This window comes from Pacificimonas aurantium (genome assembly GCF_020092905.1).
Taxonomy (GTDB): Bacteria; Pseudomonadota; Alphaproteobacteria; order Sphingomonadales; family Sphingomonadaceae; genus Pacificimonas; species Pacificimonas aurantium.
Genome location: NZ_JAGSGB010000005.1, coordinates 38,171 through 54,350 on the forward strand (window position 1 = coordinate 38,171; position 16,180 = coordinate 54,350).

The 16,180-nt window shown below is 64.5% G+C and carries 23 protein-coding genes; 18 read left to right on the forward strand and 5 right to left on the reverse strand.

From position 1 onward, the window contains the following. Window positions 1-31: 31 nt before the first annotated feature. Window positions 32-595: a DUF924 family protein gene (locus tag KCN53_RS15715; protein ID WP_224199806.1), complete on the reverse strand. Its 564-nt coding sequence runs from the start codon at window positions 593-595 to the stop codon at window positions 32-34. Continuing rightward, complete coding sequence (locus KCN53_RS15720) at window positions 577-1,287, reverse strand: class I SAM-dependent methyltransferase (RefSeq protein WP_224199808.1); 711 nt, start codon at window positions 1,285-1,287, stop codon at window positions 577-579. Before KCN53_RS15720 ends, KCN53_RS15715 begins: the two co-directional genes overlap by 19 nt. Window positions 1,288-1,316: 29 nt before the next feature. Here KCN53_RS15720 and dapF point away from each other — a divergent pair, with 29 nt between their 5' ends. The 5 genes from dapF to KCN53_RS15745 are packed head-to-tail and all read left to right on the forward strand — an operon-like array spanning window position 1,317 to window position 5,951. Continuing rightward, window positions 1,317-2,120, forward strand: a complete 804-nt coding sequence (gene dapF / locus KCN53_RS15725; RefSeq protein ID WP_088710831.1) for a diaminopimelate epimerase — start codon at window positions 1,317-1,319, stop codon at window positions 2,118-2,120. Between the two features lie 17 nt (window positions 2,121-2,137). After that, the gene (gene mtaB / locus KCN53_RS15730) at window positions 2,138-3,352 is read left to right on the forward strand and encodes a tRNA (N(6)-L-threonylcarbamoyladenosine(37)-C(2))-methylthiotransferase MtaB (protein ID WP_088713246.1); all 1,215 of its coding nucleotides are present in this window, start codon (window positions 2,138-2,140) and stop codon (window positions 3,350-3,352) included. Between the two features lie 18 nt (window positions 3,353-3,370). Further along, window positions 3,371-4,336 carry a signal recognition particle-docking protein FtsY gene (gene ftsY, locus KCN53_RS15735; RefSeq protein WP_088710832.1) on the forward strand — a complete coding sequence of 322 codons (966 nt, stop codon included), beginning with the start codon at window positions 3,371-3,373 and terminating at the stop codon, window positions 4,334-4,336. Next, window positions 4,333-4,983 carry a septation protein IspZ gene (ispZ, locus tag KCN53_RS15740; RefSeq protein ID WP_224199810.1) on the forward strand — a complete coding sequence of 217 codons (651 nt, stop codon included), beginning with the start codon at window positions 4,333-4,335 and terminating at the stop codon, window positions 4,981-4,983. The genes ftsY and ispZ overlap by 4 nt, the downstream gene beginning before the upstream one ends. A 26-nt stretch (window positions 4,984-5,009) precedes the next feature. Continuing rightward, the gene (locus KCN53_RS15745; protein WP_088710833.1) at window positions 5,010-5,951 is read left to right on the forward strand and encodes a sulfotransferase; all 942 of its coding nucleotides are present in this window, start codon (window positions 5,010-5,012) and stop codon (window positions 5,949-5,951) included. An 18-nt stretch (window positions 5,952-5,969) separates the two neighbouring features. Here the strand turns inward: KCN53_RS15745 and KCN53_RS15750 are convergent, their stop codons facing one another. The 3 genes from KCN53_RS15750 to pspF form a co-directional block, all read right to left on the reverse strand. After that, entirely contained in the window at window positions 5,970-7,463 is a 1,494-nt protein-coding gene (locus tag KCN53_RS15750) for a hypothetical protein (RefSeq protein ID WP_088710834.1), read from the reverse strand. A 310-nt stretch (window positions 7,464-7,773) separates the two neighbouring features. Then, window positions 7,774-8,391 carry a superoxide dismutase gene (locus KCN53_RS15755; RefSeq protein ID WP_088710835.1) on the reverse strand — a complete coding sequence of 206 codons (618 nt, stop codon included), beginning with the start codon at window positions 8,389-8,391 and terminating at the stop codon, window positions 7,774-7,776. Window positions 8,392-8,488: 97 nt separating this feature from the next. Continuing rightward, the gene (gene pspF / locus KCN53_RS15760; protein WP_088710836.1) at window positions 8,489-9,580 is read right to left on the reverse strand and encodes a phage shock protein operon transcriptional activator; all 1,092 of its coding nucleotides are present in this window, start codon (window positions 9,578-9,580) and stop codon (window positions 8,489-8,491) included. A 195-nt stretch (window positions 9,581-9,775) separates the two neighbouring features. Here pspF and KCN53_RS15765 point away from each other — a divergent pair, with 195 nt between their 5' ends. The 13 genes from KCN53_RS15765 (at window position 9,776) to KCN53_RS15825 (ending at window position 16,042) form a co-directional block, all read left to right on the forward strand. Beyond that, window positions 9,776-9,937 carry a hypothetical protein gene (locus tag KCN53_RS15765; RefSeq protein WP_172406120.1) on the forward strand — a complete coding sequence of 54 codons (162 nt, stop codon included), beginning with the start codon at window positions 9,776-9,778 and terminating at the stop codon, window positions 9,935-9,937. Window positions 9,938-10,045: 108 nt separating this feature from the next. Further along, window positions 10,046-10,723 (forward strand): phage shock protein PspA, encoded by a 678-nt coding sequence (gene pspA / locus KCN53_RS15770; RefSeq protein ID WP_088710837.1) that lies wholly within the window; start codon window positions 10,046-10,048, stop codon window positions 10,721-10,723. Window positions 10,724-10,726: 3 nt separating this feature from the next. Continuing rightward, window positions 10,727-11,029, forward strand: a complete 303-nt coding sequence (pspB, locus tag KCN53_RS15775; RefSeq protein WP_088710838.1) for an envelope stress response membrane protein PspB — start codon at window positions 10,727-10,729, stop codon at window positions 11,027-11,029. Continuing rightward, window positions 11,026-11,427 carry an envelope stress response membrane protein PspC gene (gene pspC, locus KCN53_RS15780; RefSeq protein ID WP_088710839.1) on the forward strand — a complete coding sequence of 134 codons (402 nt, stop codon included), beginning with the start codon at window positions 11,026-11,028 and terminating at the stop codon, window positions 11,425-11,427. The genes pspB and pspC overlap by 4 nt, the downstream gene beginning before the upstream one ends. Before the next feature lie 30 nt (window positions 11,428-11,457). Next, window positions 11,458-11,766, forward strand: a complete 309-nt coding sequence (locus KCN53_RS15785; protein WP_088710840.1) for a hypothetical protein — start codon at window positions 11,458-11,460, stop codon at window positions 11,764-11,766. Further along, window positions 11,763-12,053, forward strand: coding sequence for a hypothetical protein (locus KCN53_RS15790; protein ID WP_088710841.1), 291 nt, complete (start codon window positions 11,763-11,765; stop codon window positions 12,051-12,053). Before KCN53_RS15785 ends, KCN53_RS15790 begins: the two co-directional genes overlap by 4 nt. A 22-nt stretch (window positions 12,054-12,075) precedes the next feature. Beyond that, window positions 12,076-12,411, forward strand: coding sequence for a hypothetical protein (locus tag KCN53_RS15795; RefSeq protein WP_088710842.1), 336 nt, complete (start codon window positions 12,076-12,078; stop codon window positions 12,409-12,411). Window positions 12,412-12,495: 84 nt separating this feature from the next. Next, window positions 12,496-12,738 (forward strand): hypothetical protein, encoded by a 243-nt coding sequence (locus KCN53_RS15800; RefSeq protein WP_088710843.1) that lies wholly within the window; start codon window positions 12,496-12,498, stop codon window positions 12,736-12,738. A gap of 4 nt (window positions 12,739-12,742) precedes the next feature. Further along, window positions 12,743-12,985, forward strand: a complete 243-nt coding sequence (locus KCN53_RS15805) for a hypothetical protein (protein WP_088710844.1) — start codon at window positions 12,743-12,745, stop codon at window positions 12,983-12,985. A gap of 86 nt (window positions 12,986-13,071) precedes the next feature. Further along, window positions 13,072-13,530 (forward strand): SufE family protein, encoded by a 459-nt coding sequence (locus KCN53_RS15810; RefSeq protein ID WP_088710845.1) that lies wholly within the window; start codon window positions 13,072-13,074, stop codon window positions 13,528-13,530. Beyond that, window positions 13,527-13,973 (forward strand): PaaI family thioesterase, encoded by a 447-nt coding sequence (locus tag KCN53_RS15815; RefSeq protein WP_088710846.1) that lies wholly within the window; start codon window positions 13,527-13,529, stop codon window positions 13,971-13,973. Before KCN53_RS15810 ends, KCN53_RS15815 begins: the two co-directional genes overlap by 4 nt. After that, window positions 13,970-14,407 carry a PaaI family thioesterase gene (locus KCN53_RS15820; protein ID WP_088710847.1) on the forward strand — a complete coding sequence of 146 codons (438 nt, stop codon included), beginning with the start codon at window positions 13,970-13,972 and terminating at the stop codon, window positions 14,405-14,407. The genes KCN53_RS15815 and KCN53_RS15820 overlap by 4 nt, the downstream gene beginning before the upstream one ends. Before the next feature lie 21 nt (window positions 14,408-14,428). Beyond that, the gene (locus KCN53_RS15825; protein ID WP_088710848.1) at window positions 14,429-16,042 is read left to right on the forward strand and encodes a carbon-nitrogen hydrolase family protein; all 1,614 of its coding nucleotides are present in this window, start codon (window positions 14,429-14,431) and stop codon (window positions 16,040-16,042) included. The last annotated feature ends 138 nt before the right edge of the window (window positions 16,043-16,180 follow it).

Below are 16,180 nucleotides of genomic sequence, written 5' to 3' on the forward strand. Positions count from 1 at the left end.
GCGGCTGAGCGAGGCGCAGCGCGGTGCGGACCTAGAAGCCGCCGCCCTCCTGCAGATAGGCCAGCTCCTCGGGCGTCGAGGTGCGGCCAAGCGCTTCGTTCCGGCCGGGGAAGCGGCCGAACCGGTCGATCACGTCGCGGTGCGCCTTCGCAAATTCGAGGTTTTCCTCCGCGCCTACATCCTCGAACAGCTCGACCGAGCGCTGCTGCGCATAGGCATCCTCGCAGTGCATGAAGGGCATGTAGAGGAAGACGCGGCGGTCCTGCGCGAAGTCCCGGTCCCACCCGCGCTCAATGGCGAGATTCGTCAGATTGAGCGCGTCCGTGTCGGTCGCAAAGGCACGCGGCGAACCGCGGAAGAGATTGCGGCTGAACTGGTCGAGGACGATGATCGCCGCGAGCAGGCCGTCCGCCGTTGCCAACCAGTCGTCGGGAACATGCGCGGCAAGCGCCTCCCTGAGCGTTCCGAAGCGGCGGCGGATTTCCTCGTCGAAGGCCGCGTCCTTCGCGAACCACTGCTCCGGCCCCGACTCCTCGAACCAGAAAGCAAGGACGTCTTGTGGACCGGGCAGCGCCGTCAGGCCGGATTCTGGCACGGCTGGATGTCCTCCGGCTGCGGGCGCGGACGCTCGGCGCGGAAAATGGCGACATAGACGCTGCCATCTTCCAGCGGCGACTGGGCGATCTGCTGGAAACCGAGAGCGCCGAGTTCACAGGCGAGAAGCTCGGGCGGCGTGCCGTGCTGGCTGGTGATGCGATCGGCGTCGACGATGGCCACCGTGGCGTCGGGCTTCAGGCTGTCGCGCAGGTGCCAGAGCAGCTCGTAGGGATTCTCGATCTCGTGATACATGTGCACCATCAGCACGTGGTCGAGGCTGTCCTGCGGCAGGCCGGGATCGCCGGGCGTGCCGAGCACCGCGCGGACATTGCCATAGCCGTTGGCATTCGCGCGCACCTCGAGATCGTTGACCACATCCTCGAAAATGTCCTGCGCATAGACGCGGCCCGTGGGGCCGACGGCGGCGGCGAGACGCTGCATGTAAAAGCCCTTGCCCGCCCCGATGTCGGCGACGGTCTCGCCCTCCTCGACGCCCAGCACCGAGATGACGGTCTGCGCCTCGCCCGTCTGTTCGCGGCTGGCCTCGTCGGAATATTGGCTGGCGACGATGGCCGAGACCGGCCGCTCGACCGGCGGAAAGGGAGAGAGTTCGTCGTCGGTTCCCGCACCGCTGCCATCGCAGGCAGCAAGGAAACCAAGAAGCAGCATTCCGGCGCGCTTGATAGACATGCCTGTTCCTTATTCCTACATCGCGCCAAATGGCACGGCCCTTCATCAAAATGCACGGTCTTGGCAACGATTTCGTCGTGTTCGACGCACGAGACGACGAGTTTTCGCTGTCCGCCGACCAGGTGCGCGCCGTCGCCGACCGCCGGACGGGGGTCGGCTGCGACCAGCTGTTCGTCATGGAACCCTCGGACAAGGCCGATGTGTTCATGCGCATCTACAACGCCGACGGCAGCGAAGTGGCCGCCTGCGGCAACGGTGCGCGCTGCATCGCCAGGCTGGTGGGTGACGGCCGCGAGACTGTCCGCATCGAGACGCTCGCGGGCCTCATCGAGGGCCGTGCGGACGGCGCCGGCGCGGCGCTCGACATGGGCGCGCCGAAGCTCGGTTGGCAGGAGATCCCGCTGGCCTACGCCATGGATACGCTGGAGATGCCCGTCGGCTGGGGCATGCTGGAGCGGCCGGTCGGCGTGAATATGGGCAATCCGCATGCGGTGTTCTTCGTCGAACGGCTGGACGATGTTCCCATCACGGAGCTCGGTCCCGAGATCGAGACCGACCCGCTGTTTCCCGAAAAGGTGAATGTCGGCGTCGCCGAAGTGCTGGCCCCGGACGCGGTCCGGCTGAAAGTCTGGGAGCGCGGCGCAGGCCTGACCCAGGCCTGCGGCACGGGCGCCTGCGCCGCCGCGGTCGCCGCGATGCGCCGCAAGCTGACCGAACGAAAGGTCACGGTACACCTGCCGGGCGGGGCGCTGGAGATCGAGTGGCGCGAGGACGGGCATGTCCTGATGACCGGCCCGGCCGAGATCAGCTTCACCGGCCAGATCGACCTGTGAGCGCCGACATCGTCAATATGGGCTGCCGCCTGAATATCCATGAGGGCGAAATCATGCGCGCGCACCTCAACGCGGCGCGCTCCAACCGCGAGCAGGTGGTGGTGAACAGCTGCGCGGTTACCAACGAAGCGGTGCGGCAGACCCGCCAGACGGTGAGACGCCTGCGCCGCGAGCGGCCGGACGCGGAAATCACCGTCACCGGCTGCGCCGCTCAGATCGACCCCGATATGTTTCGCGCCATGGCGGAAGTCGACCGCGTGCTCGGCAATGCCGAGAAGCTGAAGCCGGAAAGCTGGACGGAAACCGGTACCAGGGTCGGCGACATCATGCGGGTACGCGAAACCGCGCCGCATATCGCCCCTGCCATGGAGGCGCGGGTACGCGGCTTCGTCGAAGTGCAGAATGGCTGCGACCATCGTTGCACCTTCTGCATCATCCCCTATGGCCGCGGGAATGCACGCAGCGTCCCGGCGGGACTGGTGATCGACCGGGTACGCGCGCTCGTCGAGGCTGGGCACCCCGAAGTCGTTCTGACCGGCGTCGACCTGACGAGCTACGGCCCCGACCTGCCCGGCGCGCCGACGCTCGGCAGCCTGGTGGGCCGCATCCTGAAACATGTGCCGGAGCTGCCCCGGCTGCGGCTCTCCTCCATCGACAGCATCGAAGCGGACGAGGAGCTGATCGAGCTGATCAGCGGCGAGCCGAGAGTCATGCCGCACCTGCATCTGAGCCTGCAGGCGGGCGACGACATGATCCTGAAGCGCATGAAACGCCGCCACAGCCGCGCCGATGCCATCCGCTTCGTCGAACGTGTGAAAGCGGCCCGGCCCGAAATCGCCATCGGCGCGGACCTGATAGCAGGCTTCCCGACCGAGACGGAAGACATGCACGAGAACTCGCTGCGGCTGCTCGACGAGTGTGACGTGGTCTTCGGGCACATCTTTCCCTTTTCGCCGCGCGAGGGCACGCCGGCGGCGCGCATGCCGCAGCTGCCGGGAGAAATCAGGAAAACGCGGGCAAAGGCGCTGCGAGATCGCGCGGCCACGCGGCGGAACGCCTGGTATGATGCGCTGAAGGGCACGCGCCACTCCCTTCTCGCCGAGCGCGGCGGCAAGGGCCATCTGGACAGCTTCGCGCCTGTGAGGCTGTGGGACGGCGCGGTTCCCGGAGAGATGATCACGGCGCACGTGACTGGTCACGAGGCGGGCACGCTGATAGCGGAGCCGGCATGACCGCGGCCCGGGACAAGTATGACTGACACCGACGATTTCACGCCCAAGGTCGGCTGGCTGAAACGCCTGCGCGCCGGTCTGGGGGCCACGTCCGACAAGCTGTCGGGCAACCTGGCCATGATCGAGCGCCGGCCGCTCGACGACGACATGCTGGAAGAGATCGAGGATGCGCTGATCGCGTCCGACCTGGGGCCAGCGGTGGCGGGCCGCATCACCGCGAAGCTGGCGGCGGACCGCTTCGGGGACCGGGTATCCGAGGGGGAACTGCGCGAGCTGGTGGCGGCGGAAGTCGAACGCGTGCTGATGCGCGCCGAAGAACCGCTGGAAGTCACGGCCTTTCCACGCCCGCATACCATTCTGGTCGTCGGCGTGAACGGCTCGGGCAAGACGACAACCATCGCCAAGCTGGCGCATCTGTTCCAGGAGCAGGACTATAACGTCATGCTGGCGGCGGGCGACACATTCCGCGCTGCTGCGGTCGAACAGCTTCAGGTCTGGGGCGACCGGCTGAACGTGCCCGTGATCTCGACGAATGTCGGCGGCGACGCTGCCAGCCTGGCCTTCGACGCCCTGACGAAAGCGTGGGAATTGGGCACCGATGTCCTGATTATCGACACCGCCGGACGCCTGCAGAACAAGCAGGGGCTGATGGACGAGCTGGCGAAGATCAAGCGGGTGCTGAAACGCCGGATGGAAGCCGCACCGCACGATACGGTGCTCGTTCTCGATGCCACGACCGGGCAGAACGCGCTGAGCCAGATCGACACATTCAAGGAAGTGGCGGGCGTCACGGGCCTTGTCATGACCAAGCTGGATGGAACCGCGCGCGGCGGCGTCCTCGTGGCGGCCTCAGACCGGTCGGGGCTCAAACTTCATGCGATCGGTGTCGGCGAGAAGCTGGGAGACCTGCGCCCCTTCGACCCGCGCAGCTTCGCCCGGGCACTGGCGGGCCTGCCCACCGACGAAGAAAGCAAGGCGGAATGACAGACAAGAAGAAGGAACTGGAAGCGATGACCTCGGCCGCCCTCGGAGAGGGGGACGGCGCGCAGGGCAAGACGCATCCGCTTCGCACCGTGCTGCTCGACCTTGGCCCGCTTGTCGTCTTCTTTGCTGTCAACGCGCTCGCACCGGGCGACGATGTGGATCAGGCGGTGTGGGCCACCGGCGCTTTCATGGTCGCGATGACCGCCGCGATGATCTACACCTACTGGAAGGACCGGAAGGTGACCCCGATGCAGCTGATCACCCTGGTCCTGGTCGGGGTGTTCGGCGGCTTGACCATCTATCTTCACGACGAGGCCTTCATCCAGATGAAGCCGACGATCAGCTATCTGCTGTTCGCGGGCATCCTGTTCGGCGGCCTGTTCACGGGGCGCCCGCTCCTCAAACTGGTGCTGGCCGCGGGAATGCCGCCGCTGAGCGACAGGGGCTGGCGCAAGATGACGCTGAACTGGGCGCTGTTCTTTACTGCCATGGCGGTCGCGAACGAGCTGGCCCGCGCGTATCTGACGTTCGACCAGTGGGTGAACTTCAAGGTCTGGGGCCTCACCATCCTCGGTTTCGTGTTCGCACTGACGCAGGTGCCGCTGCTGAACCGCTATGCGCGCCAGAAGAAGACTGAAGAGCGGTGACGCACCTGGGGTCCCCGCGGCGCGCGATGATCGTCGGCAGCCCGCGTTCGGGAACCACATGGATCGGGTCGATCCTCGATTCCCATCCGGACACGCTTTACCTGCACGAGCCGGACGTTATCGAGAAGGAGCCCCGACTGCCCTTCATCCCCTCGCCCTCCTCGCCCGATCCCGCCGATGAGGTAAGCCGGGCCTATGTGCAGCGCCTGGCTGCGAACCGCGCGCTGAGAACGGTGTTCGCGCGCGAGCGCTTCGCCAAGAGCTATCGCGGCAGGTTTGCGGACCGCGTGCGACAGGCCGTGATCCTCGCCGCCAGAAGCGCAGACGCCGCCCTGCCCCCGGCTCGGCTGGACCGGCGCGTCTCGATACCCGATCTCGCCGCCCGGCCCCCTGCCCTCACCATCGTGAAGTCCGTCGATAGCGTGACCCGCCTGCCCGCCTTTGCCCGCGCGAACCCCGACATGCCCTTCATCCACATCATCCGGCATCCCTGCGGCGTCGCCCGATCGAAACTGCGCGGGGTCGAACAAGGTAAGATGGCGACCGTCCCGCTATATGATGATCTATTCTCGCTGCCCCCCGCCAAGGACACCGCGAAAGCGGAAACGGAAGGCTGGCCGCTTTTGAAGCGCGCGGCGTTCGACTGGATGGTGAAAAACGAGTGGGTGCTGGCCGAGACCGATAGCCTGCCGAACGTCTCCCGCCTGATCTACGACCGGGTGGCGAACGATCCGCACAGCGAGGCCGAAGCGCTGTTCGCGCAGCTGAGCCTGCCGCCCTCAGCCCAAACGCGGGACTATCTCGACCGGTTGGTCGGGACGGAAAAGGGACAGGGCGACTATTTCGCCATCGCCCGCAACCCGGCAAAGGCGGCCAATGAATGGCAGAGCGGACTGAGCGAAGACGACAAGGCCCTCATCGCCGAAACGGTCGGAGGCTCGAACGCCGGCGCGCTGTTCGGCTATTAGCCGAACGGCCCGACCCGGTCAGTCGCGCCAGGGCAGCGGCCAGTCATTTGCGGGGTCCGCGTCGATCGCGAGGTCGAACGCATGGCGGACGAATGTTTCCATGTCGCTGACAAGCGCCTGCTCCGCCGCAGGAATGTCGGGATCGACGTAGACGTAATTCTCGTCGCTGAAGAAGCTCTCGGCAGAGTGCTGCGGTGAAAAGGCCAGCGCGATCGCGCGCTGTTTTTCCACTGGCACGTCGCCGATGAACACCGGACCCACACCATCTTCCTTATGATCCTGCGGCATCGCCTTCAGGCGGGTGATGAACGGCTCGGTGCGGAAGCTGTCGGTCTCCACATTGCGGAACACGGACAGCGACACGTCGCGCAAGAGACCCGCAGGGATCGGCTCACCGGGGCACATGGGCATCGTCCACTCGTCGGTGGTCACCGCCGAAAAGGGGAGGTGATCGTCGGGACGATATTTGTCGTTCCGAATATCGATCAGCGCATCGCGCGGACTTTCTGTCTCGACACGCGTAATCTTCAGCCCGTCGACCCAAGTAAAGGCGAGCAGGTTGATGTCGAGCAGCGGTCGGTTGGACGGCTCTAGCACGCCGCCGAAATTCGTGATCTCCAGATCCTCGTAGATGCGAAGATAGGATTTATCCTTCAACTGATGGCCACCATAGGGGCCGCTGGCGCGCTGCCCGAAGACGGTGCTGTTCTTCCAGTGCGAGGACAGGATGCGGTTCAGGTAGACGCCGTGCTCCTGCTCGACATTCTTGCCGACATTGCGACCGATTTCGCTGTCCTCGACATAGAGCATCGTATTGCCGGGAGGAATGAACAGCGCATTGCGCCCGCCGCTGACATAGCTGTTGCGCACCACCACGGTGAGAAGCCCCGCACCGGAGGGCGTCATGTTCATATGCAGCGCGCCGACGACATTGTCGGCCTGGTCGAAGTGCAGCTCGATATCGCGCATCTCGAAATGGAAGCGGCGGTCAGGACGATCCCCGGCCAGACGCAGTTTTGCAAAGCTGCTGTCGGAATGAAATTCGACGCGGTGTCCCGGGACCGCGGAGCGCCAGATGAACTGCGAGCCACTCGGCCACTCGTTCTTCCCCGACCCGATGCGCGGAGTGTAGGGGCTGAACGGATATTTGCACGGTTGGCCGTAATCGTCGAACGCCTGGTAAATGACCTCGAGGCCGCCCTTCGAATAGCCGTTATAGGGCAGGGTTTCGCCGTCCGAGAGGACATGTTCGCCCGCGGCGATGCTCTCGTCGCAGCGCACATGGAGGACGCGCGGCGGCTCGATGAGGCCGTCCATATTCATGTAGAAGGGATATTCGTATTCGCGCTCGGGTTGCGGCCCCAGGATATCCAGCCCGCCGGAGACTGCCTGGTGCACGTCGTCCACGACGGCAGAGGCCAGGGTCATGGGGGCCTGGGGCACGGCGGACTGGTACGACGCGGAGGCGGAAGCCGACATCGGCGCGCGCACGGCGGCCGCGACCTCCGGCAATGTTTCTTCACCGCACCCGGACAAGCCGAACGACGCGGCGCACGCAGCTACGACAAGACGATACCCTAAAGACATAACGCTGCTACAAGCCCCCGCGCTTAACAAATGTTCCCCGAGATCGGCCCCGACCTTCCCGTCCGGCACCGACGATCACGACATGATGTATAGGAGCTGGGCGTGGGGATGTGAGGTTATTGTAGGACGACTTGCGGTCCGGCGAGCCTCTATGACGATGAATCGAGCAGACATGAAAAGCCCCGCCGCGGAGAACCGCGACGGGGCTGATCTTGGTCAGTAATCGAGAGCAGTCTTAGCTGACGAGCTCACCTTCCTGCTTGTCGAGATTGGAATCGACGAAGTCCCAGTTGATCACATCGAAGAAGTGATCGATGTACGCGCCGCGGTCGTTCTGGCGGTCGAGATAATAGGCATGCTCCCAGACGTCCATCGTCAGGAGCGGCTTGATGCCGTCGTGCACGACCGGCGTATCGGCATCGTCGGTGTTGACGATTTCAAGCTTGCCGCTGGCATTCTCGCACAGCCAGGTCCAGCCGCTGGCGAAATTGCCCGCGCCCTTCGACTTCCACTCGTCCTTGAACTTGTCGAAACCGCCAAAGGCGGCCGTGATCATGTCGCCGATGCGGCCGGACGGAGTGCCGCCGCCGCTGGGGGACATGCAGTTCCAGTAGAAGGTGTGGTTCCAGACCTGGGCGGAGTTGTTGAACAGCCCCTGATCGCCCTTCGCCTTCGCCGCCTTGATCACCTCGAGCAGAGGCTTTCCGTCGAGATCGGTGCCCTCGATGGCGGCGTTGGTCTTGCTGACATAGGCATTGTGGTGCTTGCCATAATGGTAGTCGAGCGTTTCCTTGGTGATATGCGGCGCCAGGGCATCGCGGTCGTACGGCAGCGGGGGAAGTTCGAAAGCCATATGCGGGGTCTCCTTCTTCTGGTTAGCGGTCTTCGATCCGACGGACGGACCTTCCGCTAACCAACACGCGCGCCGCGCGGAAGGTCCATTCTCGCCGCTAGCTGTTCTTGTGAAGGTCGTGCTTCTTCAGCGCGTGGCGCAGCTGGTCATAGGTCAGCGCGAGTGCGGCCGCCGTCTCGCGCTGGTTGTAGCGGCAGCGTTCCAACGCCGCCGCCAGCAGCAACTTCTCATAGTCGGCAACGGCGCTGCGCAGATCGTCGCACTCGTCGGGGTGGGGGTGCGGTCCCGGATGGGGGGCCGGCTGCGGCACGGCCTGGGCGACGGGCGCCTCCGCCTCGACCTCGTCATCCGCCCGGACGCCGTCCGGCTCTGCGCGCGCGCCCGTCTTGGGCTCGCCCATCTCTTCGGCGGGCCGCCAGGGCGATTCGAACGGGTCGAAGCGCAGCCGCTCGATCGCCTCGTCTGGCGCATCCCAGGAATAGACCGCACGCTCGACCACGTTCTTCAGCTCACGCACGTTACCGGGCCAGTCATAGTCGACGAGCTGGCGCTCTGCCTCGGCACTGAAACCGGGGAAAATGTCCCACCCCATCTCGACCGCCATACGGCGTCCGAAATGATCGGCGAGCGTCATGATGTCGTCCCCGCGTACGCGCAGCGGCGGCAGGGTGACGACTTCGAACGACAGCCGGTCGAGAAGATCGGCGCGGAACCTGCCGCTGTCGGCCAGCCCGGGAAGGTCGGCATTGGTCGCGCCGACGATACGCACGTCGACCGTGCGCACGTCGTTGGAGCCGAGGCGGGAGAACTGCCCATATTCCACAACGCGCAGCAACCGCTCCTGCGCCGGCGCGGTGAGCGTGCCCAGTTCGTCGAGGAACAGCGTACCGCCATCGGCCTCCTCGAAGCGGCCGGCACGCGCCTTCGACGCACCGGTGAACGCCCCGGCCTCATACCCGAACAGCTCGGCATCGAGCAGATTTTCCGGCAGCGCCGCACAGTTCACCGAGACGAAAGGCTGGTCCCAGCGCGGACTGAGCCTGTGGAGGCGCTCCGCGACCATCTCCTTACCCGTACCGCGCTCGCCGATAACCAGAACCGGACGATCGAGCGCCGCCGCACGGCTGGCCCGCTCGATCGCATCGAGCAGGACTGTCGACTGACCCACGAGGCGCGTATTGGGCTCCATGACCGCAAGTTAGTATTTTTCACCACATTTTAGCAAGGATTTCCTAACGCCGGTTAGCGGTCATTCTGGCTGTTAATTTCATATTCATATGAATTTCAGGTACTTGGTAGAATTTTTGAAAATTGGCACGGCCTTTGCGAGGCATGGGGCACAGAACAAAAAACAACCCCAGCGAACGAAAAAGGAGCAGACACGATGTTCAACGAAATGACCAACACGAACGTACTCCGCAGCCTGATCGGCGTCCTTGGCGCCGCAGCCCTGACGGTCACCATCTTCTACGGCGCCGCCGGCCCCGATCCGAACGCGGACTACTGGGCGGCTGCCACGGTCAGCGCGGGCAGCATCGCTGCCTAAGCGCCCCCGGAACCGGCGCGGGCTCCCCCCAGTCCCTCCCGCGCCGGTTCCCCCTCTCTCCGGATCGACCGGAGAGCCAAGAGTTCAACAACCAGAGGCATACACATCATGGGCATTTTCTCGCGAACCCGCGACATCATCGCCGCCAACGTCACCGACCTTCTCGACAAGGCCGAAGACCCGGCGAAGATGATCCGGATGATCATCATGGAGATGGAGGAAACGCTCGTCGAAGTCCGTGCCTCTGCCGCCCGCACCATCGCCGACCAGAAGGAACTGCGCCGCAGCATCGTAAAGTTGCAGCGCGCCTCAGCCGACTGGGAAGACAAGGCGGAACTTGCGCTGTCGAAAGACCGCGAGGACCTTGCCAAGGCGGCGCTCGTCGAAAAGCAGAAGGCGAGCGGCCAGGCCGCGCAGATGCAGGCCGAGGTCGACCTGCTGGCGGACTCGCTGACCACCTATGAAAAGGACATCCAGAAACTGGAAGCCAAGCTGCGCGAAGCCCGCGGCCGCCAGGGGGCGCTGCTGCAGCGCCTCGAGACCGCGAACAACCGCGTTCGCGTCGGCACGGTCCTGAAGGGCGAACGCACTCAGGACGCCTTCAGCCGCTTCGACCTGCTGGAACGGCGCGTCGACGATGCCGAAGGCCGCGCCGATTCTTACCAGCTTGGCGAGACCAAGACCTTGGAAAGCCAGTTTGCGGAACTGCAGGCGAACGATGCCGTGGAAGCGGAACTGGTCGCCATGAAGAACCGCCTGACCGATCAGAGCAAGAAGGAGGACTGATCCATGGAGGAACTTATCCCTCTCGCCGCCATCATCTCGCTGTTCGTCGTGCTGCCGGCCATGATCCTGCACCACGTCACACAGTGGAAGAAGGGCCGCTCCATCTCGACCGACGACGAGCAGCTGCTCGACGACCTGTACCACATCTCGCAGCGGCTCGACGATCGCATCCAGTCCATCGAACGGATCATGGATGTGGACAATCCCGACTGGCGGCGCCTCGCGGATCGCCGCGACGAAACCGACATGCTCGACCAGAAGATCGAGGACCGCGAGCGTAACACGAACATCCGGAGGGTCTCATGACATACGACGCGCCAGCGAACCGCACTTCCAGCAATCGCTTCTATCGTAACAAGCGCGACGGCAAGTTCATGGGCGTGTGTTCGGGACTTGCCGACTTCACCGGCATCGAGGCCGTCTGGTGGCGCATCGCCGTCGTCGTCGGCACGGTGATGGGAATCGGCATCATCCCCATCGCCTATCTGATCGCCGGCTTCGTGGCCGACAAGCGGCCCGAATATCTGCCGCAGCCGCAGCCGGAGGAGCGCAAGTTCCAGATGAAGGCACGGCGCTCGCCGCAGGGAACGATCCGCGACGTGCACGCCCGCTTTCGCGCCCTCGACCGGCGGCTGTCGAACATCGAGCGGCACCATACGTCGCACAATTCGGCGCTCGCTCGCGAGATCGATGCGCTGAAGTAAGAATAATAGAAGGAAAAGGGGAAAGACATCATGGATTTCGGTGGGCCGGGCTTCGTCATCGCCATCATCGCGCTCTGTTATGGCGGCTGGATCATCAACAACTGGATCCGCGCCAAACACGGGTACGAACTGGAAGATGAATGGGGCGGCAAGTCCACCAAGTCCGACCCCTCCTCGACCCGCAAGGTGGAGCTGCTGACGAACGAGAATGAAGCGTTGAAAGGGCAGATCACCCGCTTGGAAGAGCGGCTGAGCGTCCTGGAGCGCATCGCGACCGACCCGACACGCCGCCTGGAGGACGAGTTCGAAAAACTGAAGCGGGAGGATGCAGGGAAATGACCAACGGACAAATTTTCGCACTGCTCTTCTTCGTCATCGTCGTGGCCGTACCCACGATCGTCGGCGTCGGCGGCAACCTGATCGAGCGCTGGATCAAGATGAAGGAAAAGCAGCTGGATCTCGCCGCGAGCGAAGCCGCGGACAAGGCCGCGACGCAGGCCGCGCACATCGAACGGCTGGAACAGCGCATGCGGGTGATGGAACGGATCGCCACCGACAAGGGTGCAAGTCTGTCGGCCGAAATCGAAGACCTGCGCGACGGCTCGTCGCGTAGCAGCACGAACTGACGACAGGGCGAGGAGCAAGACCATGAATGCAGCGGACATCATCATTCCCAACCTGCCCTGGATCATCGCGGGCGGCCTCGCCCTCGGAGCGGCCGGGATAGGCGGCTGGGTCATCACGACCTGGATGCGGATCAAGAACGGATATCCACTCGACGGCGCTTGGGGCCAGGCTGTCTATCCCAAGGAAAACAGCGAGGACCGCGAACGGATCAAGCTGCTGACGCAGGAAAACACCCAGCTCCGCGCGGAGATCGGCAGCGTCAAGGACAGGCTGGCGGCGATCGAAACCATCGTCACCGACTCCTCGAAGCGGCTGGACGCCGAAATCGACGCTCTGCGCGACGACCGAATGAACTGAGACCGCGCCCGGAACAGGGCAGCAGATTGATCGCCCGCCCGCGCAACCGGCGGACGACGAGAGAGAAGGAGGAACAGCGCCGGCATGAACATCGCAACGATGATTGTCCTGATCGTGCTCATCGCCGTCATCGGCAGAATCATCGTGGCAAACCAGCGCCGGCGCGGCGACACGGACACGCAGCGTGAAAATGCGGAACTGCGAAATCAAATCGGCGAGCTGAAACAGCGCATCCAGACGCTGGAACGCATCGCCACCGACAAATCCCGCCGCCTGGCCCGCGACATCGAGCAGCTGGACGACGGAACTGAAGACAAAAGGGATTAGGAAGGTGACAGAGACAGGATCCACCCTCATCATCGCAGCCGCCTCTCTCGTAGGCCTCGTGACGCTTGCCCTCGTCGGCGCCTGGTGCTTCCGCGCCTGGCTGTCACTGAAGCAGCACGAGCTTGGCAGCGACCGCAGCGCGCCGGGAGAGGCGCGTGCCCCCACCGCGATGAACCGTATCGAAGTCGCGGACCTGCGCGAGCGCGTTCGCCGGCTGGAAGCCATCGCCGCCGGAGTGGACCTTTAGAGGCGCCGCCGCGAGGTTCCCGCGCGGGACCGTCCCGGACTCCGGCCGCGCTTGACCCGGCAGACGCTCGCCCCCACTAGCGGTGCATGGACGAATTCGATCGCATTCGAGACGATTGGGAGATTTTGGAGCCGGACGACCGCTACCGGCTCCTGATCGACCTGGGCCGGGACCTGGAAGACATGCCAGCAGCCCTTAAGACCGATGCCACCCGGGTGCGCGGCTGCAGCGCGAATGTCTGGGTCTACCCCGCCGACGCCACCGCCGAGAGGCTCCACTTCCTCGCAGACAGCGACGCTGCCATCACCAAGGGGATCGTCGCGCTGATCCTGACACGCGTACAGGACCGCCCCGCTGCCGATATTCGCGGGCTGGACATCGCCGTGGAACTGGAACCCTTCGACCTGTCGAAGCATCTTTCGTCTAACCGGACGCAGGGGATTCCGAACATGATCGCGCTGATTAAGGAAACGGCGGCGCGCTTGGCAGAGGGCGCCGAAGACCCCGCGGCAACAGACGGGGCGGGCGGACCGGACGCGGCATGATCAAGGCGGCAATGAAACCGGTCGTCACCCATTTCATGAGCCATGTGCCGCATGTGAAGGCGCTGGGAATCAAGTTCTCAAACGCCGGCCGCGACTGGGCCGAGCTGTCCCTGCCCTGGTCGGAGGAGATCGTCGGTTATCCCGGCAAGGACGGCGAGAAAGGCGTGATCGCCTCGGGCGCAATCTTCGCGCTGATGGACACGGTCGGCGGCTTCAGCGTGCATGCGGCGCGCATGTCGTCGAGCGGCCATGCCACGCTGGACCTGCGCCTCGACTATCTTCGCCCCGCCCGTCCAGGAGAGACGGTGGTCGGCTATTCCAAGGTACAGAAGCTGACCCGGTCCGTGGCCTTCGTTCGCGGCTATGCCCAGGACGGCGAGCGCGACGACCCGCTGGCGCTGATGAGCGGCATCTTCATGTTCACAAAGGGCGCCAAGTCATGAGCTTCGACGCGCTTGCCGCGGCGATGGCGGAGAGCGACGAGGGACCGATGGATTCGATCCCCTATGCGCGGCTGCTCGGTGCCCGCTACCGGATCGAAGGGGACGACGTCATCCTGACCGCCGCCTATAGCAAGTCTCTGATCGGGTCGCCGACACCGCCGCGCTTGCATGGCGGCGCGGTGGCAGGCCTGATGGAAATCGCGGCGACGGCGCAGGTTATCCATGCGCTGCGCGAGGAAGAGGAGCTGCCCGACCTGAAGCCTGTCGACGTCACGGTCGACTATCTGCGTGCGGGCCAGCCGGAAGACACCTTCGCCCAGGCACGGATCGTGCGCATGGGACGGCGGGTTGCCAATGTGAACGTCGAAGCCTGGCAGGGCGAACGCGACCGGCCCATTGCCGCTGCCCATATGAACATCATGCTGAAGCGCTGACGCGCCCAAGAGAGGACTGACATGCCAAGCCGGACCGCCGCGCGGCTCGAAATCCGCAATGCGCGCACCAGCGACATTCGCCAGATCCTGGACCTGATCGGCGAAGTCTATGTCGGCGTGGAGAATTACACGCCCGGCATGATCCGGGGCCAGATCAACAATTTCCCGCAAGGGCAGTTCGTTGCCATCTACGAAGGCCGGGTGGTGGGCTATTGCGCCTCCTCCCGCCTGGACGAAAAGGTGGCGCTTTCCCCGCACGACTGGGAAACCATTTCAGGCAATGGCTATGGCAGCCGGCACGACCCCACGGGCGACTGGCTGTACGGCATCGAAATGGTCGTCGCCTCACGCCAGCGCGGCCTGCGCATCGGGCGGCGGCTGTACGAGGCGCGGCGGTCCCTGGTCGAAGAACTGGACCTGAAAGGCGTCGTCTTTGCCGGACGCATGCCCGGCCTTGCCCGCGCGCTGTCCCGCAAGCGCGTGGAAAGTCCGGAAGACTATCTGGACAAGGTCATCGCAGGCAAAGTGCGCGATACCACGCTGGGTTTCCAGCTGAAGAACGGCTTCGAGCCGCTGGGCGTGCTGCTCAACTACCTGCCGGAGGACAAGCCGTCGCGCGGCCATGCCGTCCACATGGTCTGGCGCAATCCCTATGTCGATCCCGAGGAGGACAAGCGCTACCGCATTCCGCGCGGCGTCGATTCCGTGCGCCTCGCCACCGTCCAGCTGCAGGCACGGCCGGTAAAGGATTTCGACGAGTTCATCAGCAACGTCGAATACTTCGTCGATGTCGCGGCGGACTATGACAGCGACTTCGTGGTGTTTCCGGAGCTGTTCACCCTGTCGCTTCTCTCCTTCGAGACAAAGAAGCTGGACCCCATGCAGGCCATCGACCGCCTGACCGAACATACCCCGCACATCGTCGAAGCGCTGTCGAAGCTGGCGCTGGCATATAATGTGAACATCATCGGCGGCTCGCATCCCACGCGCGCCGACGACGGCGATATCCAGAACGTCGCCTATGTCTGCCTGCGCGACGGGTCGGTCCACGCGCAGGAGAAGATCCACCCGACGCCGAACGAAAGCTACTGGTGGCACATCAAGGGCGGCGACGAGATCGGGACGATCCAGACCGACTGCGGCCCGATCGGCGTCCTGATCTGTTACGACAGCGAATTCCCCGAACTTGCCCGCCGGCTCGTCGACGAAGGCGCCCGGATCATTTTCACGCCCTTCTGCACCGATACGCGCCAGGGCTATATGCGCGTGCGCTATTGCTGCCAGGCGCGCGCCGTGGAGAACCAGTGCTTCGTCGTCATGTCGGGAAATGTCGGCAACCTGCCCGGCGTCGACAATATGGACATCCAGTACGCCCAGTCCTGCATCCTGACGCCCTGCGACTTTCCCTTCGCGCGCGACGGCATCGCCGCCGAAGCGAGTGAGAATATCGAGGCGCTGACCATCGCCGACGTCAATCTGGACGACCTGACCTGGGCGCGCGCCGAGGGCACGGTGCAGAATCTGGGGGACCGCCGCTTCGACCTCTACCGCATCGACTGGACACCCGGCGGCGAGACCGCGGACGAAGGCTTCCATACGCCGGTGAAGGGCCCGCCGAAGCCCGGCGGAGGCTGATGCCCCTCCCCCTGCCGGGCTAATTTCAGGATTGCCGCAAAGAAAAAGGCCGCCTCCCTTTTGGGGAAGCGGCCTTCTTCGATTTTGGTCCCGTTATGCGGGGATCAGGAGCCGGCGCCGCCGACATTGATCTCCACC